Origin of the sequence: Prosthecobacter algae (genome assembly GCF_039542385.1) — a bacterium.
Lineage (GTDB): Bacteria > Verrucomicrobiota > Verrucomicrobiia > Verrucomicrobiales > Verrucomicrobiaceae > Prosthecobacter > Prosthecobacter algae.
The window spans coordinates 69,018-89,762 of the sequence record NZ_BAABIA010000002.1 but is presented as its reverse complement, the minus strand read 5'-3'; the positions used below and the strand labels follow the sequence as shown (position 1 = coordinate 89,762).

The 20,745-nt window shown below is 54.9% G+C and carries 16 protein-coding genes; 10 read left to right on the top strand and 6 right to left on the bottom strand.

Annotation, left to right across the window (positions count from 1 at the left end):
- Nucleotides 1-4: 4 nt before the first annotated feature.
- Both ABEB25_RS03905 and ABEB25_RS03900 read right to left on the bottom strand, forming a co-directional pair.
- Entirely contained in the window at nucleotides 5-1,150 is a 1,146-nt protein-coding gene (locus ABEB25_RS03905) for a tyrosine-type recombinase/integrase (protein ID WP_345735072.1), read from the bottom strand.
- Between the two features lie 296 nt (nucleotides 1,151-1,446).
- On the bottom strand, nucleotides 1,447-1,764 hold the full coding sequence (locus ABEB25_RS03900; RefSeq protein WP_345735071.1) for a hypothetical protein: 318 nt from the start codon (nucleotides 1,762-1,764) through the stop codon (nucleotides 1,447-1,449).
- 123 nt (nucleotides 1,765-1,887) lie between these two features.
- Between ABEB25_RS03900 and ABEB25_RS03895 the strand changes: the two genes are divergently transcribed.
- Together ABEB25_RS03895 and ABEB25_RS03890 are read left to right on the top strand one after the other, a co-directional pair.
- Nucleotides 1,888-2,433: an RNA polymerase sigma factor gene (locus tag ABEB25_RS03895; RefSeq protein WP_345735070.1), complete on the top strand. Its 546-nt coding sequence runs from the start codon at nucleotides 1,888-1,890 to the stop codon at nucleotides 2,431-2,433.
- 1 nt (nucleotide 2,434) lies between these two features.
- Complete coding sequence (locus ABEB25_RS03890; protein WP_345735069.1) at nucleotides 2,435-2,659, top strand: hypothetical protein; 225 nt, start codon at nucleotides 2,435-2,437, stop codon at nucleotides 2,657-2,659.
- Nucleotides 2,660-3,075: 416 nt separating this feature from the next.
- On the opposite strand, the gene ABEB25_RS03885 is transcribed toward ABEB25_RS03890, so the two are convergent.
- The 4 genes from ABEB25_RS03885 to mobQ all read right to left on the bottom strand — a co-directional run bounded on the left by ABEB25_RS03885 (nucleotide 3,076) and on the right by mobQ (nucleotide 7,055).
- A complete protein-coding gene (locus tag ABEB25_RS03885; RefSeq protein ID WP_345735068.1) occupies nucleotides 3,076-4,335 on the bottom strand; it encodes a type II toxin-antitoxin system HipA family toxin in 1,260 nt (419 codons plus the stop codon).
- Nucleotides 4,332-4,601 (bottom strand): helix-turn-helix transcriptional regulator, encoded by a 270-nt coding sequence (locus tag ABEB25_RS03880; RefSeq protein WP_345735067.1) that lies wholly within the window; start codon nucleotides 4,599-4,601, stop codon nucleotides 4,332-4,334. The genes ABEB25_RS03885 and ABEB25_RS03880 overlap by 4 nt, the downstream gene beginning before the upstream one ends.
- A gap of 163 nt (nucleotides 4,602-4,764) precedes the next feature.
- Nucleotides 4,765-5,970 (bottom strand): tyrosine-type recombinase/integrase, encoded by a 1,206-nt coding sequence (locus ABEB25_RS03875; RefSeq protein ID WP_345735066.1) that lies wholly within the window; start codon nucleotides 5,968-5,970, stop codon nucleotides 4,765-4,767.
- Nucleotides 5,971-6,233: 263 nt separating this feature from the next.
- The gene (gene mobQ / locus ABEB25_RS03870) at nucleotides 6,234-7,055 is read right to left on the bottom strand and encodes a MobQ family relaxase (RefSeq protein ID WP_345735065.1); all 822 of its coding nucleotides are present in this window, start codon (nucleotides 7,053-7,055) and stop codon (nucleotides 6,234-6,236) included.
- 509 nt (nucleotides 7,056-7,564) lie between these two features.
- On the opposite strand from mobQ, the gene ABEB25_RS03865 reads away from it, so the two are divergent.
- The 8 genes from ABEB25_RS03865 (at nucleotide 7,565) to ABEB25_RS03830 (ending at nucleotide 20,459) form a co-directional block, all read left to right on the top strand.
- Complete coding sequence (locus tag ABEB25_RS03865; RefSeq protein WP_345735064.1) at nucleotides 7,565-9,052, top strand: type IV secretory system conjugative DNA transfer family protein; 1,488 nt, start codon at nucleotides 7,565-7,567, stop codon at nucleotides 9,050-9,052.
- Between the two features lie 55 nt (nucleotides 9,053-9,107).
- On the top strand, nucleotides 9,108-9,725 hold the full coding sequence (locus tag ABEB25_RS03860) for a hypothetical protein (RefSeq protein ID WP_345735063.1): 618 nt from the start codon (nucleotides 9,108-9,110) through the stop codon (nucleotides 9,723-9,725).
- Between the two features lie 22 nt (nucleotides 9,726-9,747).
- Complete coding sequence (locus ABEB25_RS03855) at nucleotides 9,748-10,272, top strand: SHOCT domain-containing protein (RefSeq protein WP_345735062.1); 525 nt, start codon at nucleotides 9,748-9,750, stop codon at nucleotides 10,270-10,272.
- A gap of 162 nt (nucleotides 10,273-10,434) precedes the next feature.
- A complete protein-coding gene (locus ABEB25_RS03850) occupies nucleotides 10,435-13,113 on the top strand; it encodes a type I restriction-modification system subunit M (protein WP_345735061.1) in 2,679 nt (892 codons plus the stop codon).
- Nucleotides 13,110-14,429, top strand: coding sequence for a restriction endonuclease subunit S (locus tag ABEB25_RS03845; RefSeq protein WP_345735060.1), 1,320 nt, complete (start codon nucleotides 13,110-13,112; stop codon nucleotides 14,427-14,429). The genes ABEB25_RS03850 and ABEB25_RS03845 overlap by 4 nt, the downstream gene beginning before the upstream one ends.
- Nucleotides 14,426-16,639, top strand: a complete 2,214-nt coding sequence (locus tag ABEB25_RS03840) for an AAA family ATPase (RefSeq protein ID WP_345735059.1) — start codon at nucleotides 14,426-14,428, stop codon at nucleotides 16,637-16,639. The genes ABEB25_RS03845 and ABEB25_RS03840 overlap by 4 nt, the downstream gene beginning before the upstream one ends.
- Nucleotides 16,636-19,779 carry a type I restriction endonuclease subunit R gene (locus tag ABEB25_RS03835; protein WP_345735058.1) on the top strand — a complete coding sequence of 1,048 codons (3,144 nt, stop codon included), beginning with the start codon at nucleotides 16,636-16,638 and terminating at the stop codon, nucleotides 19,777-19,779. The genes ABEB25_RS03840 and ABEB25_RS03835 overlap by 4 nt, the downstream gene beginning before the upstream one ends.
- A complete protein-coding gene (locus tag ABEB25_RS03830) occupies nucleotides 19,779-20,459 on the top strand; it encodes a M48 family metallopeptidase (RefSeq protein WP_345735622.1) in 681 nt (226 codons plus the stop codon). Before ABEB25_RS03835 ends, ABEB25_RS03830 begins: the two co-directional genes overlap by 1 nt.
- Nucleotides 20,460-20,745: the final 286 nt, after the last annotated feature.

Sequence of the window (20,745 nt, the reverse complement as noted above, 5' to 3'; positions counted from 1 at the left end):
TCGTTCACTCACTCACGATGTCAGGCAGTTTTGCCGCTGCCTTTTTCAGTGATTCCTCTCCCACGTGCGTATAGTGAGCGCTCATCTGTTCGCTTTCGTGGCCGATCATTTCCATGACCGTGGCTTGATCTACGCCGGCCGCTTTGAGCAGCGAAACCGCAGTATGCCTCAGGCTGTGGAAGCTCAGTGCGTTCAAGTCGCGCTTGGCTCCGCGACCAGATTTTGTTTTGGTATGGCTGACCTTTTCACGAAGCCCTGCTGCCGCCAACAGCTTAGCAAACTGATTGCTGAGCGTGCTCACCTTCCCAGTTTTGGCAAAGACGGCTGCAGCATGCGGATGAAGCGGTCCTTGCCGTTTTTCCTTTGGTGTCTTTGTGAGGTGGTTTTTGAGAGGCGCAGCAATAGGAAGGGACATGCGACGACCTGTCTTGGTGGTGACAAGCGTGATCTTTTCAGAATCCAGGTCAACCGCAGACCACTCCAGTTTGGCCACATCTGAGAGACGTTGACCGATGTAAAGGCCAACCAGGATCATGGATTTCCACTCATCATCTGCGAGAGCTAGAACCTTCTTGATATCATCCAACTCAAACGGCAAGCGCTCAGTTCCCTCCTCGGACTTCCTTACTGTGTCCACGCTTTCGGCAGGATCTTCGGCAACGATTCCGTTCTTCTTTGCCGCTCTAAAAATCATCTTGATGCACTTGAGGTGGTGGTTCGTGCTTGTGGAAGACATCGTCTTCAACAGGTCGCCGCGATATTGCACGACTGATGCACGACCTACGTGAAAAATGTCTCCGTTGTCTTGGGTCCCTATGAAATCGGCAAAGCGGGTGGCGGCAGAGCGGTAAAAATCCATGGTGGAAGGCTTTGTTTCAGCCTCCTTTTCTTTGAGCCAATCATTAATGAAATCCCGCAGGCTGACAGCTTTAACTTTTTCACCAGTGAGCTCCTCATGAAAGTCACTGATCACCTGTTTGACCTGGGCAAAGGTGCGTCTCTTCTGGGCAGCCTCTTCATATTTGGCGGCAATTTTTTCTGCTTCTTTACGGTTTGTGACCTTGGTGGAACGATGCCGCCTGATGCCTTTCGCATCGCGGAAGTCAGCGTGGAAAAATTTGGTGCCTTCGCGGCGAAAGACGGATGCCATACCTGATAACAAAACTGATAACATTTGGGGTTGTTTGTGTCAATTCGTCCTTGTTTGATATTCGCTTAAACCCTTTAAAATGAGCGTGCTTGAACATCCTCGAACATGGTTGAAATCATGCCTATCGAAACGTGGGTTCGATTCCCATCGCCCGCTCCACGCAAAATCAAGGGTTCCACAGCGTGTGCAGTAAAAGTGCAGTAAACGAACTTTTTCCGGCCCCCTTGATTCCCCTTCCCTGCGGCATGGGGCTTTTCGCTGCATACCCCACATGGGTATACGCGGAGGTCACGCAATCAGCGCGTTCCCATCAGGATTTTTGCTGCCCTTGTCGGCAGGCCCGCGACCGTCAGACGCTCCGCCTGTTTGTGTTCGCTTGATTCCCCTCTCGGGCGCGATGTGCGCCACTGCGCGAAATCCTGCCAGAACACGACGCCGCGAAACACTGGAAAGCCAGGCGTGCGGAACCAGTCGCGAGCGGTCGAATAGGAGATGCCCACCAGAACGGCGAACTCTTTGGCGTTAAGCGCCTGATCGAGCTGCCGCTTCTGCAACACCTGCTCCAGGCTGATGGCCTTGAGCTGCTTGTCTGATGAGTTGGCAGAAGGTTTCATGACGTGGTTCTCCCCTTTTGCCGTTCCAGTCGGCCACCAGCCCGGAATCCGAACAAGCGGGTTCTAAAAATCTTTGGCCGACCTTGAGGCAGCCCGTATCGTGCTGCCCCGATGGATGACATCATGAAGCTAATCCGCACCTACCGTGTGACAGCGGCACTCGACCAGCGACTCAGGCTGGCTGACACGCTGTTTCGCGGCATTGCGGCAGACATCCGATTCTTTGTGTTCAGCTCTGTTCCCCAAGAGGCAGGCGATGATGTGCTTCAGGAAACCTTGAAAGCCATCGCTGCCGGGCTTGGAAGATTTGATGGCGACACCAAAAGCGAGTTTTGGGCGTGGTGCTATCGCATCGCCCGCAACAAGAGCAGCGACTATTTCAGGCGCAGGGAGGCCGACCGGCTGCACTCTGTTTCGCCGGATGAACTCTTGAAGATGATTGAATCAGGGCAGCCACGAACGGCCATTCCCGCCCAGGAAAGGCTCGACCTTGAATATGCCGTCCAGTTGCTTCGCAAGGCGAACCCTGACTGCTACGAGTTCCTCTGGAAGCATTATGTTGTCGGCCTTGCCTACGGCGAAATCGCCTCCGAGCACAACTTGCAGTATGACAATGTCCGCATGAAAATCTCGCGCTGCCTCCGGGAGGCGCAATCCCTCATATCCTGATATGGCAGACCAAAGCACAGAAGCAGCCGCCAAACTGGAGAAGCTGGGCGCACGCCTGCGGCAAACCGTGGCTGCACAGCACCCCACCGAGGAGAAGGACATCCAGATCGCGCTGGGAGCGGTCAAAGAGCAATGGGAGAAGGAGCAGGAAGCACAGCGGCAGAAAAAGCCAACGCCAAGCAAGACGCAGGAGCGAGAGCCAGAACCGCCAGAGGCGGACCGCTAACAAGCCTTTGATTGGCATTCTCAAATCCAGATATGGGTGTTTATGGGTGTTCTTTTGGGGGGCTTAGATAATCGAGCGCTCGACACGGAGCCGAGCGCCCGCAGCATCAGCGCTTTCGGCGCTTGGCGCTGACTGCTGCAACGCATGAAGCAATCAGTTGAGCTATTGAACTGATGAGAAGTGCTAATTCGCCGACGGTCATGTTGTCCTCCTTGCTACCGTCCGCCTTGATTGGCGTGACGTGCGCGAGGCCAAAGAGCCAGGTTAAGCGAGGGAGCGGGAAAGGCCGCGCAGCGCACGGGCGACACTGCACAAGCAAAGCGCGGAAGTGCGCAGCCTTGAACGCACTTGCGACTGGCTAATCATTCTCGCAGTCACCACCAGGAAAGGCGGGGCGAGGGGGCAGCATCCAAAGGCTACTTTTTGAACTTCATCATCGTTCGCGCACAACGGCTCTTGATGAGTTCAGCAACAGCCAGCGTAACGGCGTGATCGTTCTTGGCACCGTCGAGCGCGGCGAGAACGGCTTCGGCAAGCTGGGGCACCCGTTGCTTGACCAGCGCTTTAGAGAGGCCTGCTTCTTCCGCCAGCTTTTCAAAATGCTGCGGATGCACGTTGTCGGAGGCATATTCACCACCGATTTTCATCGCCATCTTTTTGGCGAGTTCTGGGTAATAGACCGTGCTCAGCAAGTCGTAGAGCGGCGCTAGATGCGTTGCTCTACCCTGTGCTGCCTCTCCCGTGTAAAGCAGCGAGAAGTTCTTCCCGTGTGCATCGTGATTGCCGATCAGGAAGTTAAAAGTGACGGCATCAAGCAGCCCTTGCAGGTCACGAACCGGAGTTGTCGAAACCTCACGCAGAAGCTCAAAGCATTGTTTGAGCGAAGGCCCGCCTTCGTTCTGATACTTGTTCTCGGGAACGATATTGAGCGCCTGGCAGAAGTCTTCCTGATGCTCGCGTTGCAGCTTGCTTGGGCCTTCTGGAGAAGGCAGTGACAGCTTGCGGTCATAGCGTTCGACCAGCAAATAGTCGATGCCTTCCACATTCCCGATTTCGGCCTTTGCCACGTTCAGGCCAATGGCCGCCGCCAGCTTCATGCAAAAGGCTTCATTGAACACGAGTCCTTCAAAATGCTCGATGGCCGGTTTAAGAATGTGAGTGCTTGGCGCACCGCCAAGAGGGATTGAAATCAGGCCGTCGGCCACATGCACGGCAATTTTATCCTGCGCACCGGCCAGCGATAACCGAATGCCTTCTTCGCCCGCCATCAACGGGCGGCGAGGCAGTTCACGAAGAATTTTTGCCAGCTCCGCGCTGCTCAGATGGCGATAGTGATCTTCGCGCTTGGGGAGGCTTTCTCCCGTTGGAATGAAGGTGATTGCGCCAGCGCACTCGCCTCCGATTTGCTCAAGCATGGCAAAATCGTTTTTGCCGCTGATGCCAAGATTCTTGGCGATCATCACTCGCTTGCTCTCCTCCGGCAGAATACCGGCGAAGAAGCCCCGGCATTCATTTCGGCTGAATCGCTCCCGCTTCAAAGGCAGAGAATGCGAAAGCGGGATTGCCTCTGAAGCCAGCCAGCCTTCGGCATACTCGAACCCCAACTGGCCGTGCTCATCCTGAATCAGATGCCCCGCTAGATGGTGGTGCAGGTAAACGTCGAGAGTGCGCGTCATGGGCGGGATTCCTTTCCTGAGAGGGCTTGGCCGGTTCGTCCCGCTGGAGGGTTGTCGCTCCAGGGCGCAATCAACGTCATCGTGATACCGAGCGTATTGAGCACGGTCAGAACCTTGCCAATCTGGCAGGTGGCTTTTCCCTTCTCCAGATCAATGATGAAACGAAGACCCGTCCCGGAAGTCATGGCGAGTTCCTTTTGGGTCACGCCTTGCCCCTTGCGGGCAGAGCGAACCATCTCGCCGATCTGTTCTGGAGTGTATTTCATAGCTGCCCCTAAAATGTTACCGAGCGGTAATAATACCACGTCACAGATGGCGGTTCAATCAAATAATTCCCGCTCGGGAACTTGAAGCCCGGAATTGAGTCATCAAGCCCATAATGTTCCCGAACGGGAATCTTCCGCCGCCTGACCTTGGACAGCCTTAGAGTCAGGGCTTGGGTGGCTTCTTCGGAGATTCCTTCTTGGCAGCTTCGTCCAAGTAGTCCGCCCACCACTGCATCATCTTCCGGCGGTCTGGAAGGTATTGGGCGTGATTGTAGGCAGCGCGGACCTTGTTTCGTTCACAGTGGGCGAGTTGGCGCTCGATCAAGTCAGGCTGAAAGCCGTTCTCATTGAGAATCGTGCTCGCGGTCGCCCGGAAGCCGTGACCAGTGGTCCGGCTGTGATAACCCATCCGATAGAGGGCATAGAGCATGGTGTTCTCAGACATGAATGTCTTGGGATTGTTCTGATTGGGGAAGACGTGCTCCCGGTGTCCCGTGAGCTTTTTCAATTCCTTCAGGACCGCGATTGCCTGCCGCGAAAGCGGCACGATGTGCGGGTCCTTCATTTTCATGCGCTCCGCTGGAATGCGCCAATCAGCATTTTCAAAGCTGATTTCCTTCCAAAGTGCTCCGCGTAGCTCAGTGGTGCGAACGAAGGTGAGCAGTAGGAACCGAAGGGCCAGCTTCGTCTGCGGCTCGCCTTGATAGGCTTCGAGCTTCTTCAGATACTCCGGCAGTTGGTTGGCGTCCAAATAAGCATGATGCTTCCTGACGGGTGCCTTGAGCGCTCCACGCAGGTCCGTTACCGGATTGCGCTCTACCCGCCCCGTGGTCACGGCATAGCGGAAAACCTGTGCGCAGGTCTGCATCATGCGTTGAGCCATGTCCAACGCACCGGCCTTCTCAATGACTCGAAGGGCGTCCAAGACATCCAGTGAGGTGATGTCGGCGATAGGCTTCTTGCCGAACTTCGGGAACAGATGCGTTTCGAGGCGATTGATTACGTCGCGGGCATAGCGGGGATTCCACTCGTGGAGATGTTGTTCGTGATATTCACGGGCAACGGTCTCGAAATCGCTCTCTACTTTGGAGCGAAGCCGCTGCTTGGCCTCCTTCTTCTTTTCGCCGGGATCTATGCCAGCAGCCAAGGCTTTCCGCGCCTTGTAGTGCAGTTCCCGCACCTCGGCGAGGCTCACTTCCGGGTAAGAACCCAGCGCGAGGAGCTTTTCCTTACCCCCAAACCGATACTTGTATCGCCACCATTTGCTTCCGTTTGGCTGAACGAGCAGGAACAACCCGCCGCCATCTGACAGTTTGAAAGGCTTGCTCTGCGGCTTTGCACTGCGAATTGCAGTGTTTGTGAGAGGCATGGGGGTAACTCCTGCACAAGTGGGGGTAACTGCATAAAATGTTACCCCCAATCGCACGCGAATGTCAACGATTCGGTGCGGACGCCAGCGAACCGTTCGCTGTGTCTGAGTGGCTGATTTGCTCGTTTTTTCGGATGTTAACGGACCCTGCCGTTTGAAGAAATGGTCGGGGAGATAGGATTCACACAGCCGCTCCAACCATCTGTTAAACATTGCAAAAAGCCAATGTGGAAAACTCGTTTACCCCCAGAATTACCCCCGATTTATCGAGGCTGCGTCGCAGGATTCTGAGCCACTTCGCCGTGCCCCTTGATGGCTTTCATCATCGGGAGAACTTCATTGAGGACTTTTACGCGGCGGACCTCCTGAAAGCGTTTCGGGTCATCTTCGAGTCCCCGGCGCTTTAAGGCGGTGGCGGACACGCCAATTTTTGGCTGGGGGAGGCGGTCGATTCCCCGGTCTTTCAGTGATCGGTGATCCACCCGCTCTTCACGTCCGGCTTGTTCAAGCGCGGCGTTCACCGCCTCCGCCCAGGAGGCCCGCTGTTTTACCAGAAGGCCAACGTCATTCCATTCCGTCGCCTTCTTCTTGCTGAACTCCTCGCCCTCCAATTTGCGCATGGTGCATAGAATATGGACATGCGGATTCTTGCCGGACTTCGGATGATGAAGAGACAATTCGGCAATCATCCCGGAGTTCACCAGATGGGTTTTGGCCCAATCCACTGCCGTTTGAAATTGGGCCTGAGTGGGCAGTTCCGGCGGAACTGACAGGATGAATTCGCGGGCAAGCTGGGCGTCTTTGCGCTTCTCTCCAGCTTCCACCGCGTTCCAAAGTTTACCGGAATCTTGCGCCCAGGCGGGAGCGTCTTCGGGCGCGAGAATCGTGTGACAGGCCACACCTTTGCTCCGCCGAGCATAGTCAAAAATCTTCTCTTTAATCTCGTCGCGGAGTTTCGTCCCTGCGCGGTAAGCGGCGGCAGCTACGACTGACCGGGCACGCTTTTCGCGGCTGAAAATCTTCGCTTCGAGTCGGAACATTGCCATACGCTCCTCCAGTCGTCCGACCGACTCTCTTCCGAACATTATACCATAGCGCGTTGCCTTTTGTCTCGGAGAATGAGTCTGGCTGCGGCGTTGCGCGATTTTGTGTAGCCCAGCCCCCTTTCGTCACTGCGCACGTCACCTTGGCCGGTGCGCAGTCATCATCATAATGGCCGCGAGCGGTCAGCGAGCACTCCAGCCCAGGCCGGAGCGAGCCGACAGGCGAGCGGAGGAATGGCGAGGTTATATGTTGCAAGCAACATCCCTCGCCATGGGGACTCCGAAGCCGTCCCCTGGACCCCGCTTTTGTGAGCGGTTTTACCGCTCGGCAAGGGCGCTCTGCCCTTGCAACCCGACCAAAGGAGCGTTTCCCTTGGAACCCTTTTTGGCGGGCATTCTTTGTGCCCGCAGAGGGCGTTCCGCCCTTCAAATCCCTGACCCAAAGGTGCCCCCTTGGAACCCGCTTCAGGGGGAACTGCCAGACCCCTGAAAACCCCAGCCAAAGCCAATCCAGCCCGATTTGCCTTGCCGCAAAAAATCCCTGCTGCTAAATGCCTTCCCGCATGTGGCTAGGCGGAAAGAAGTTGCCCGAATTTCACCCTCAAACACTCCTGCGCGATTGGGGTGACGGAGACGGCTTCCGTATTTCAGACGCACTGACTGGCGTCTGCGTCTTCGGGGCAACCGGGAGTGGCAAGACCAGCGGACCTGCAAAGCATCTCGCTTATGGCTACCTCGCCGCCGGTTTCGGCGGACTCGTGCTTTGCGCGAAGAAGGAGGAGCGTCGCCAGTGGGAGCAATGGGCGACTGAGACAAAGCGTCACAAGGATCTCGTCATCGTGGACGGCGCGGGAAGCAGCCGCTTCAATTTCCTCGAATGGGAAGCCAGCCGTCCAGAAGAGGGGGGAGGGCTGACCATCAATATCGTTTCCATCCTTGATGAGATTGCAGGTGCCATTGCCTCATCGGGTGCCACCGAGGGCGGACAGGGGGACAACAAGTTTTGGGACGATGCCCTCCACCACCTGAACACCAATCTGGTCGATTTGCCGCTGTTCGCGAACCTGCAAGTTTCGCTCCCGCTGATGCGGTCGATTGTCACGACCGCGCCCCAAAATCTGGACCAGCTCAATGACCCGGACTGGCAGCAGACCAGCACTTGCGCGGCCATCATCAAAGAGGCTGACCGCGAGACGAGCAAAGCCCGGCCCGAAGTCCGGGCGGACTTTGAGGAATGCCGGAACTACTGGATGAAGGAATACCCCCAGCTTTCCGAGAAGACCCGCAGCGTCATCAACCTGTCGTTCTCGATGCTCGCCCGCCCGCTTGTGACGCGCCCCCTCCGGCAGCTCTTCTCCTCCGATACCAATATCAAGCCGGAGGCTGCCTTTGACGGCAAGATTATCATCGTGGACTTGCCGGTTCAGGAATACCGGCTCGCTGGACGCATCGCCAACCTCGCTTGGAAATACTGTTTCCAAGTCGCCGTCCTTCGGCGCTCTCCGCCGCCGAAACGGGACAGCTTTTTGCGTCCCGTCTTCCTTTGGGCCGACGAAGCCCAGAACTTCGTGACGAAGTTCGATGCCGAATATCAGGCGGTCGCCAGATCGGCGGGAGGCTGCACGGTTTTCCTGACCCAAAACCGTGAAAGCTACCGCCGTGTTCTTGGGAACACGGATGCCGTCGATTCCCTGCTGGGGAATCTCCAGGCCAAGTTTTTCTGCCAGAACAGCGGCGAGACGAACGAGTGGGCTTCCAAGCTGCTTGGCGAACGCTGGATGAACATCACCAGCACCAACGCGGGCCAATCCAGAACCGAAGGGGGCAGGCAAATCATGGACGGAGGCAGCCACAGTGCCGGAGTCAGCCGCTCCGAGCAGCGGCGTTCCTACGTTGAGCCGTCGTTCTTCACGATGCTCAAACGTGGCGGCTCCCTCCATGACAACCAGGTCGAGGCCATCGTTTACAACGGTGGCCGTCTCTTCAAGCAGGGCAAAGAGTCGCTGCCCTACCGGATGCTAACCTTCAACCAGAGCTGAAATGAACCGCCGACGATTCTCAGACTGGTTGAGGGGGGACAACTCCAAATGGCTCATGCGCTACCCTGCCATGACTGTCATGGTGTTCCTGCGTCGCGACATCGGCTATCGCCTCCTTGCTCCGGTTCCAATGATTATCATGACCGGAATCTTGATGCTCGTTGCCGCCATCATCCCGCCCGACGAACCCGGCGCTCATCCTGAATGGCTTTTTTGGTTCGCAATGATCTCGCTTTTCCTTGCCACCTGCCAGCGCACCAAACGCTGGCGCGAATTCAAAAAAGGCATCTTGCAGCACACCTACTACATCGGGACTTCGCCCTTCGACTACCGGTGGCTGCCACAGTTCTGCCGCCGCTTCCGGCGAATGGCTCGCTTTGCCGATCCATTCTTCTGCATCTTTGCCGGACTGGTGTTACTACCAGAATCCACCGTCCTTGGATTCTGGCTGATGATCGCAGGGGCAGCCCTTCGCATCTTTGAAGACGTGGTGTTTCAGAAGGAACTTAATCGGGACTTCGACATTCTGGACAGCGTCATCACTTCCGAGGTCCACAGCAATACGGTCGAAACTTTCGACGATTCTGCGCCGCACACTCCGCAGCCATCTTCAAATGCCATCCCAACCGGGCTTGCGCCGGACATTGAGGCGCATATCCGCAACCGCAGGTAGCCAGCGCTTGCCTCCCATTTCCATGAATCCACCCACTCTCAGCAGCAACCGAACCGTGCTTGCCTTCGTTATCGCGGGGCTTGCCGACCTCATTCAGATTCCGCTTACTGCTTTTATGGTAAGTGTCGTCGGTGCACCCGTCGCGTTTTTCATCATCATGATGATTAACTGTGCTTTGACCGGGATTCTCAGTCTGCTTCTTGGGTTCCACTGGCTGTTGCTGCCATCATTCTTATTGGAGCTTGTGCCAGGCGTTGGGGCGCTCCCAACCTGGACGGCTTGCGTGGCGCTCGTGGTGAAACAGCGCAAAGACGAGGCGGCAGCATGGCAGCCACCGCCCGCTTCATACGCGCCACCAGCTCCATCTTCACCACCGCAGCTCCCGTTGGCACTGACCGCCCATGCTCAGGCAATGGCTCAACCGCCATCGCTGCATAAAGCCGACATTGAGGCACGCCTCAGCCGTTTGAACGATCTTCTCTCCAAGAACATGATTACCCAGGCGGAATACGAGGCGAAACGGCAGCAGATTTTGGCCGAGATTTAGTCTCAAGATCAAGTGAGCCATGCCCCCTTGATGAGGGTGTTGTGAACTGATATGCTCACACTTCATCTTCTCAACTAGCCACTGTATTAAAAAAGGAATTGCTGCAAAATGGCACAAGCTCAACCTCAGAGGCTCCCCACTCCTGCGCCACTTCCCCACTCGATGACCCGCGATAAAATCACTCTTTCCCAATTGGAATCCTTCCTATTCAAGTCCGCCGACATCCTACGCGGCAAGATGGATGCCTCGGAGTTCAAAGAGTTCATCTTTGGAATGTTGTTCCTCAAACGTCTCTCAGACGAGTTCGACCGCAAGCGAGACGCCATCAAAAAGGATTACGCCCACCTGCGCGACCAGCCGGAATTGCTCGCTGAACTGCTCGAAGACAAAGCTACTTATGGCGAAACCTTCTTCGTTCCAGTTCGCGCACGTTGGCATGAGGCGTGGATCGACGAGAACGGTGATGAAGTTCCAGCGCTCAAAGACCTCAAGCACGACATCGGCAACATGCTCAACAAGGCCATAGCCGCCGTCGAGGATGAAAACGACGCCCTTGCTGGGGTGCTTAAAAACAACATTGACTTCAATGCCGTCAAAGGGAAGACCAAAATCCCCGACCAAAAGTGGAAGGACCTTCTCGATCACTTCAGCCAGCCCGGCTTCGTTCTGGTGAATGACAACTTCGAGTTCCCCGATCTCCTTGGTGCGGCCTACGAATACCTCATCAAATACTTCGCTGACAGTGCGGGCAAAAAAGGCGGCGAATTTTACACTCCAGGCGAGGTTGTTCGCCTGTTGGTGCAAATCGTAAAACCCCAGGCTGGAATGGGCATTTATGATCCCACGATGGGCGCAGGTGGTTTCCTCATTCAAAGCCATCAATACGTCGAAGAGCAGGGGCAGAACCCCAACGACCTCGCGCTTTTCGGCCAGGACTCAAACGGCACCGTTTGGTCCATCTGCGTTATGAACATGATCCTTCATAACATCACGCGCTTTACCATTGAGAACGGTGACACTTTGGAGAACCCGCTCATTTTGGATGGCGGCAGCGTGCGGAAATTTGCCCGCGTGTTGGCTAACCCTCCGTTCTCGCAGAACTACAGCCGCGCTACTCTGAAGTTTCCCTCCCGCTTCCGCGAGTGGTGCCCTGAGACCGGCAAAAAGGCCGATCTCATGTTCGTCCAGCACATGCTCGCGAGCCTTGATGCAACCGGGCTTATGGCAACGGTCATGCCTCACGGCGTATTATTTCGCGGAGGTAAGGAAAAGCTCATTCGCGAGCTGCTCATTAACGATGACGTGATCGAGGCCATCATCAGCCTGCCGCCCGGCTTGTTCTATGGCACTGGCATTCCTGCTTGTGTCATCGTCATCAACAAGAACAAACCCGACGATCTGCGCGACAAGGTGCTCTTCATCAATGCTGACCGAGAATACGCCGAAGGTAAGAACCAGAATAAACTCCGTCCCGAAGACATTGAGAAGATAGATTTCGTCTTCACGCACAAGCGCGAGCTGCCAAAATACAGTCGCCTCGTGGCCAAGACAGAGATTGTCGAAAAGCACGACTTCAACCTCAATATCCGCCGCTACGTTGACAATACGCCCGACCCCGAGCCGGAGGACGTGCAGGCCCATCTCATCGGCGGCGTGCCCGAGAGCGAAGTGCTCAGCAATGCGTTTACCGCCATCCGCAATAAATTTGGCGTGCAACCCACCATTCTGTTTCGGCCTGAGCGTGAAGGTTATCTGGCCTTCGTCAACGCCATTGACCGCAAGGCCGCCATAAAGACCGTTATTGAGGCCGAAGCCAGCGTGCAGGCAACATTCACCCGCCATCGCGAGAGCCTGGAGACGTGGTGGCAAGTTGCCCGCGATGATTTTGCTCAGCTTCGAGAGGGCAAAAAGATGCCTGAGGTCCGGCAGGAACTACTCAACAGCCTCAAAACCCGCTTCATCCCGCTCGGCGTGCTCGATGAATTTCAGAGTGCCGGGGTCTTTGTGAACTGGTGGCAGCAGATTCGCTATGATTTGAAGACGGTCATCTCCACCGGCTGGCATCACACCCTCATCCCCGACAGCTACCTTATCGCCGCCTTTTTCCAGGCCGATGCCGACGCCATCGTGGCTATTGAGGCCAGTATTAGCGAAACCCAGAGCGAACTAGCCGAGGCCGTAGAAGCCGCCCAGGAAATCGCAGCCTACGAGCCAGAAGAGGACGAAACCGTCACCGCTGCTGTCATCAAGAAAGCTCTCAAAGAGCTGATCGACGACCTCAAAGGCAGCAGTGGCGAATCCGCCAAAAAGGAACTAAAAGCCCTCCAAGCCCAGGAAAAAGCAATCAGCGCCTTCGAGAAGACCATCAAGGAGAGGAAAGCCGATCTCAAAACCCTCACCGACGAACTGGAACTCAAGCTCCAGCTCAAGCGCCTTGGGGCCGTTGACTTCAAAGCCGAGAGCCAACAGCTCTTGCGTCAGGTGCAGGCCAAGATTGCCACCCTCGACGAGACGAAGAAGGAGGAAAAGAAACAGATCACCGCCCTGGAGAAGGACCAAGCCGCTCTGATCGCCCGCCTCGCCAAGACCGATGCGCTGTTCGCCAGCATTGGCGGTCAGCTCACAGATGAAGAGGCCAAGACACTCATTCTGAAAAAACTCCACGATCTAGCCACCCACGAACTCAACCGCTACCTCAACGCGGCCAAGCGCCACCTGATCCAGTCAGTCGAAAACCTGTGGGACAAATACGCCGTCTCCAGCCGTGCCCTAGAAGCCGACCGAACATCAACCCTCCTGTCGCTGGATGGCTTCCTCAATGGATTGGGGTATTTGAAATGAGTGCTCCTTGGCCAACGCGCAAGCTCCGCGAGATCGCTGACATCCGGGTCAGCAACGTGGACAAGAAGACGTATGCCAGCGAGAAGCCAGTGCGGCTGTGCAACTACATGGATGTCTATTCCAATGAGTATGTCACAGGACAAATTAACTTCATGGAAGCCTCCGCTACACAGGCGGAAATTGATCGCTTCGGCCTTATCTCTGGCGATGTAGTTATCACCAAGGACTCAGAGACTCCCGATGACATTGGGATTCCAACGGTTATTACGGAAGAGATACCCGGCCTCGTTTGCGGCTATCACTTGGCCATGATTCGCCCCGACGTCGAGCAGCTCGACTCGATCTATTTGGCCAAGCAGCTTTCGACCTCGCGGGTTACCCGCTACTTCTCATTGCATGCTAGCGGCTCGACCCGATATGGCCTGCCGATTGGGTCGATTGAGTCAGTCGAGATCCCCACGCCCCCCAAACCAGAACAAACCAAAATCGCCGAGATCCTCTCGACAGTGGACCAGGCGATTGAACAGACGGAGGCATTGATCGCTAAGCAGCAGCGCCTCAAGACTGGCCTAATGCAAGACCTCCTCACCCGAGGCATCGACGCCCACGGCAACCTCCGCTCTGAAGCCACCCATCAATTCAAGGACTCCCCACTTGGCCGCATCCCCGTGGAATGGGAGTTTACTGACTTTGGACAGATTTTGTCGCAGAGTGGTGGCCACATCCAAACTGGGCCATTTGGGAGTCAGCTCCATTCACACGAGTATGTAAGCGAAGGTGTTCCTGTCGTCATGCCACAAGATATTAATGGAGGTCTGATTTCGACGTTGAAGATTGCCCGCATCACGGAATCCAGAGCTAACGCGCTACTCAGGCACCGAATGCGCCCAGGCGATTTAGTGTTCGCCAGAAGAGGCGACTTATCGAGATGTGCTGTAATCCATGATTCTGAGGAAGGATGGCTCTGTGGGACAGGCTGCCTTTTGATGCGGCCTCCAACCAAAGTATTGTCACCGCGATGGACTGCCGAAACCTACCAGTTTTTCACAACGCAGCTCCAAGTGGAGATTAACGCCGTCGGTTCGACCATGCCCAATCTCAATACAGGCATTCTGTCATCACTACGAATTGCGCTCCCTTCAATCACTGAGCAAGAGCAAATTGAGGAACGGCTTGGTGCTGCTGAAAGAGACGAAACTCACGCGACTTCCACTCTCACCAAACTCCGTTCCCTGAAAACTGCCCTAATGCAAGACCTGCTGACAGGCCGGAAGCGTGTCACCCCATTGCTCAGCGAAAAGGAGGTTGAGCAATGATCCAACGAATCGAGAGATTGCGGGCATTTGGGATTTATCGCGACTTTACGGGCAATGATCAAAGTGGTGTTCCGGTATTCAAGAAACGGAATCTGATCTATGGCTGGAATTACTCAGGCAAAACGACACTGTCCCGCCTCTTTCAGGATCTTCAATTTCCTGCGCGTCCACTCGTGCATGTAGGTAGTCGATTTTCGGTGAGATTCGCGGACGGCACCGAAGCTACGGAAGCCAATAGAACTACTCCACACCCAATCCGTGTCTTCAACCGCGACTTCATTAGCGCAAACTTCCAGGAGGAACACAGTGCTCCAGCGGTTTTCATCGTCGGAGAAGAAAATCTTGCGCTGAGGCATCGGCTAGAGTCCTTGCGTGATGCGCAGACAAGGCTGCAACTCCGCGAACAGGAACGACAAACGATTATTGATCGGATTGAACGCGAAGATTCGACCGCTGGCACAATACGGGCGACAGCCGTTAGCCAGATTCTAGGAGTGCGTGATTTTCGCCGTCCTAACCTCGACACTCGTATCGTCCAAGTGAGGAGTAATCCGGCAGAGTATGAGATGACGGATGACCGACGGCAGGCTGCAATCGACACCTTCCGTTCTGGGGACCAGTTTACTGAAATTGCTCCGCTTCAAATAACGCTTCCCGACTTAGCCACCGAGATTGCAAGTGTCCGAAGTTTGCTCCGGCGCACAGCATCTTTTGATGCCATTCAAGGTTTGAGCGAGAATCGCCCATTGGAAGACTGGCTCCGCACTGGCCTTGGTTTGCATAATGCCCCTGAAGTATGCCGGTTCTGTGGAGGAGAACTCCCTCAAGAACGCCTAGAAGCACTCCGCTCCCATTTCTCAACTGCCTCTCAGGAACTTCTGGCGCAGGTTAACCGAAAGATAGAGCAACTTCAGGTATTCACATTCCTGCCCCCACGTCTTGATGCCTTGCACTTTTTGCAGGAGGGCCGAGACCAAGCTCGCATCGAGCTGGAGCGCCTTGCCGATTGGCTAGGATACGCCTCTGGCATTCGGGATAGCCTCGTGGCATCGCTGGAGCATAAACGCATAGCCTTGGAAACAGTTCTGGAGTGGAACGACTCCGAGGATCGGTTGGAGGAGGGGCAGCAGGCGATAGGGGTATTGGGGCTGTGCATTCAACAGCACAACGACAACATCCTAAACATGGCGACCGTGAAAAGGGAGGCTCGTGAAGCAATTGAGAGACACTACGCCGCCGTTCATTACTCTGAGCAGAATCTCGCAGATCATGGCGTAGAGATCGAGCTTCTTGAAAAACGCAATCGACGTTCTGCCGCCGCACGGGAGCGGCTAGGTCGGGAGGCGCAGCAGATCGCCGAACAGATTGACCGCACAGCACGAGGCGCTGGGCGATTCATGGAGTTGGTAGCCTACCTACTTCGAGGAAGTGACATCCGCGTTGTGAGTCGAGGTGAAGCCGAGTTTCAACTCATGCGAGGAGACACTCCTGCGGAGAAGATGAGCGACGGAGAGAAAATCGCCATCGCATTCGCTTATTTCATGACGAGTCTGGAAGGGGATGGTGAAACTCTCGCGAACACAATCGTTTATGTGGACGATCCGATTTCGAGCTTGGATTCAAACCATGTCTATGCGGTCTATGCACTAATCGTAGAGAGATTGCATACTGCGCATCAACTTTTTGTTTCGACCCACAATTCGGAATTTTTTAATCTCCTTAAAGGGTTGTGGTTGAGCGGGAGGATTTATCCAGCGGACTCAGAAGCCTTTTATGTGCGGCGCTCAACCGATGTTACCGGGACATCGGCGGCATTGGAACCTCTTCCTCGCCTGTTGCGCAAGTTTAAGTCCGAGTATGAATTTATTTTCGCCCAGTTGCATGGCTTTGCCACTGCGCCGACTCCTTCCGACCATGAGGCTTATACTGCACCGAATCTTTTGCGGCGCTTTTTGGAGGCCTACCTTGGCTTTCGGAAACCTGACATTACCGCCTGGCATGAGAAAATTGACCTGATCCTTGATTCTCCTGCAGAACGTCTGGAGGTGCATAAACTTCTCGACGACGCCTCACATCTTCAAAATACAGGACGCGCACTTCAACACCCGTCCTTCATTTCTATAGCACAACCCTGCGTTCAAAGTGTCCTTCGTGGCCTTCAAACGAAGGATCCTTCACATTATCAATCACTAGTTACGGTGGTCTCATGAGCGCAACTAACGCAGCCCAAATTCTCAAACTCGACGAACGCAACCACGTCGAGGTGCCGTTGTTGAACCAGTTGCAGGGGCTAGATTGGGAGGTCATCGACCTGGACGCAAAGCAGCATCCTAGTGATAGCCATCGCACGACGTTCACCGAGGTGGTGATGCTGCCCGTGCTGCGGGCGCAGCTAAAGGTGATCCAGCCCTGGCTTGAGGACGATCAAGTCGATGAAGTGGTGAAGCAGCTAACCGCGAGTTTTCCTGCCTCCAACCTGCTGCAAAACAATCAGCATGTTTTCCGATTACTGATTGAAGGCACCAGTGTGAGCGAAAACCGCAAGACCGGCGAGAAGAGCCCGACCGTGCGATTCGTTGACTTCAATCAGCGCAAAAACAATCGCTTTATTGCTGTCTGCCAATTCAAGATTCGCATCCTTGGCACGGAGCACCACATAATTCCCGACATCGTTCTTTTTCTCAATGGCCTGCCGGTGGTGGTGATTGAGGCGAAGTCTCCCAAGGTGAAGGAGCCTATCCCCGAAGCCATTGACCAATTACTGCGCTACAGCGAACAGCGAGGAGCCAAAGGGGAGGGCAGTGCGCCACTCTTCTACTACAATCAGTTCCTTATCACGACTTGTCGCCAGGAGGCAAAGTTCGGCACGATCACAACTCACAACGAGAAGCATTTTTATCGGTGGTCGGACCCTTTCCCTCGCTCATTGAATGATCTGGAACATGGGAACAGCAGCCCAAATGACCAGCAGCGTCTAGTGGCTGGTATGCTGGACCAGGACAACCTGCTCGACATCATCCGCACCTTCACACTTTTCAGCACCAACGACAAAGGCGAGTTGATCAAAGTTGTAGGCCGCTACCAGCAGTTCCGGGCCGTGAAGTTGGCGGTGAAACGCTTGCTGGCTGGCAAAAACCCGAGAGAACGCAGCGGCATCATCTGGCACACGCAGGGCAGCGGCAAATCGTTGACGATGATGTTCATGGTGCGCGAGATGTATCGGCACGCTTCTCTCTCGAAGTGGAAAATCATCTTCGTCACCGACCGAACGCAGTTAGAGGCTCAGCTCAGCGAAACGAGCCAGAGCATCGGCTATACCGTCAAGGTTGCGGACAGCATAAAGAAGTTGAAGGAGCTGCTGGCCAGTGATGCCTCCGATCTAGTGATGGCCATGATTCACAAGTTCCGAGAGTCTGATCTTTCGGAGGTCTTCCCCGAGTTGAACGCCAGCCCCTACATTCTGGTGATGACCGATGAAGCACACCGCTCGCAGTATTCAAAGTTGGCCGCCAACCTGGACAAGGGCATCCCCAACGCGAGCCGCATCGGCTACACCGGAACGCCTATCGACAAGACAGAAAAAGTTTTCGGCGACTACATCGACAAATACACTATGCGTCAGGCCATCGCTGACGGTGTCACACTGGAGATCATCTACGAGGGCCGCACTCACAATGCAGAAGTGCCGGACAAGTCAGGGATGGATGCTAAATTTGCGGATGTCTTCAGCGATTACAAGCTGGACGAGCGCCTGCAAATCTTAGGCTATGGCTCACGAGCCGCCTACTTGGAAGCGGACACGACCATTGCGTCCAAGGCCAAGGACATGGTGGAGCATTACCTGACGCATGTCTTCCCAAACGGTTACAAAGCGCAAATCGTGGCGACTTCCCGTGAGGCAGCCGTCCGCTATAAAAAGCATGTTGATGACGCAGTTACTGAAGCCATTGCGCGCTGTGAAGGGGCCAACCCGCAGGACCCTACGCTGCCGACCTTGAAACGGCTAAAGAGCGATGTGATTATTTCAGGCAGCCACAATGACGAACTGCATCTAAAAGCCTACACCGATGAATCCAAGCACGAGGCGACAATCAAGAGCTTTAAGCTACCCTTTGGCAAAGAAGACGAAGGGGTAAATGGCGACGTTGGCATAGTGATCGTGAACAACATGCTCTTGACGGGCTTCGATGCGCCAGTGGAGCAGGTAATGTATTTGGATAAGATCATTGTTGCCCACGGTTTACTTCAAGCCATCGCCAGAGTGAACCGCGTAGGCGGCGAATCGAAAGAAAAAGGGTTCGTCGTGGATTACGTCGGCATCGGCCATCACCTGAAAAAGGCGCTCGATAACTACGACGAGCGCGAACAGAAGGAAGTGGAGGATGCGCTGAGCTTTCCCGAAGAGGAACTGCGCGAACTCAAAGCCAGCCATGATGCTATAAAGGCGCTGCTGAAGCAGCATGGCCTTAGCGACCTGACTGATCACGATGCCTTCTTCGACGTGTTTTACGATGAGGATCTGCGCTTCGAGTTCATGAGCCTGTTCAAGCAGTTCACAAAGAATTTGAACTTGGTCTTTCCAGCCAAAGAAGCGCTGGATTACATGCGCGACTATAAGGCAATGGTCGAAGTCAATGTGATGGCGGCCAAGCATTTCCGCGATGCCAGACTGAGCATGAAGGGAATCCCGCCGAAGCTTCGCCAGATCACCGATACTTTCCTTGTATCACGAGGCATCGACGTGAAGGTGGAGCCCATTTCAATTTTAGACGAAGACTTTCAAAAGGAAGTAAAAAATCATAATCGCCCCAAGACTATGGCGGCGGAGATTGAGCACGCGGTTCGCCATCATCTGGAAGTGGAACTAAATGATGACCCGGAATTGCAGGCATCATTCGCCGAAGCCTTGCGGAAGATATTCGAGGAGTTCGCCAACAACTGGAAGGCAATCTACGAAGAGCTTGAGAAGCTACGCCAGCGCATCATCAATGCAGGCAAAGAGCCGACCTATGGCCTACACCGAAAAAAAGAGATGCCAATCTTCCGCATGTTGCGGCACGAGATTTTCGGCACAGACACTTCAGGGAACGGTATGACAGAAGAGGAGCGAATCAGCACGTTGGTGTCGTTGACCCAGCACCTCTACGCCGATATTGAGCGGGAACTGAAACTAACGGGCTTCTGGGAAAGCATTCCTGCACGCAACAAGCTAAAGGCCGACCTACAAAAAACGCTGCTTCAGCTCGAATTCGCGAAGCTGCCAGGTGTGGTGAAAAATCGAGCGCACATAATCAGTCGCTTGATGGAGATCGCCGAGAAAAACCATGACGCGATCCTATACGCTGCATGATCAAATTGAACTATAAGATCGTTCGTTCGCCCAAGCGTAAGAAGCTCACGATAACAGTGGAGCGTGATCGCTCTATCATAATTCATGCGCCTGAAGGAACCGCCGAAGAAACGATTCGACGGGTGGTGGAGAGTAAGCGCCAGTGGTTGTTCGACAAAATAAATCACACCCAAAAGTATCAGGCACCTCACGCCCCCGGAAAGGAGCTTGTGAACGGCGAATCCGCCCCTTATCTCGGGCGGGAATACCGCATTGAAGTGACAGAAACTAAAAGCGGCATGGTCGAGTTTTCACGTCGATTTATGATCCCCCTGATTCAGCAGTCTCGGCGGCGTGAAGTTTTGCGGGATTGGTATCTCAATCGCGCTAAAGAGACCATTCTGCCGCGAGTGAAGCGTTATGCGGATGCTCTAGGCGTGAAGGTGGCTGAGGTCAATATTGTGCGGAACCGATACCGGTGGGGCTCCTGCACGGTAAAGAGCAATGTCAGTTTCAACTGGCGATTGATCAAGGCACCGATGTTTGTCATCGACTATGTGATCGTGCATGAGCTGGCTCATCTGATGGAGGGAAACCATACCCCGCGATTCTGGAACATCGTGCGAGCAAATTGTCCTACCGCTGAAAAAGCTAAGGCATGGCTTAAAGAACATGGGCAGATCCTCGAAGAGGAAGTGTGATCTTTCTACGGTTTCCGCTTTAGCATTAATGTGCTGGGAAAAGCCTTTCCCTCGCGCCTACTGCGTGGGGCGCTACCCATTCTAACGGGAGGTGTCCCGTAACGCCCTCCGTGGCTCTCTTCGTCGGCGCGGTGACGCTCCGGTTCGGCCCGTGCTTCCTGTGCGGCTCCCTGTTTTTGCCCCTGCGGCCTGGGGCGCGGTTTTGGCTGGGGCCGTCTGGCCGTCAACCCCGTGCCCGCTCCATTCGCTGCGCTCCCGTGTTCGGGGCATGACCGCCAGCCTCATG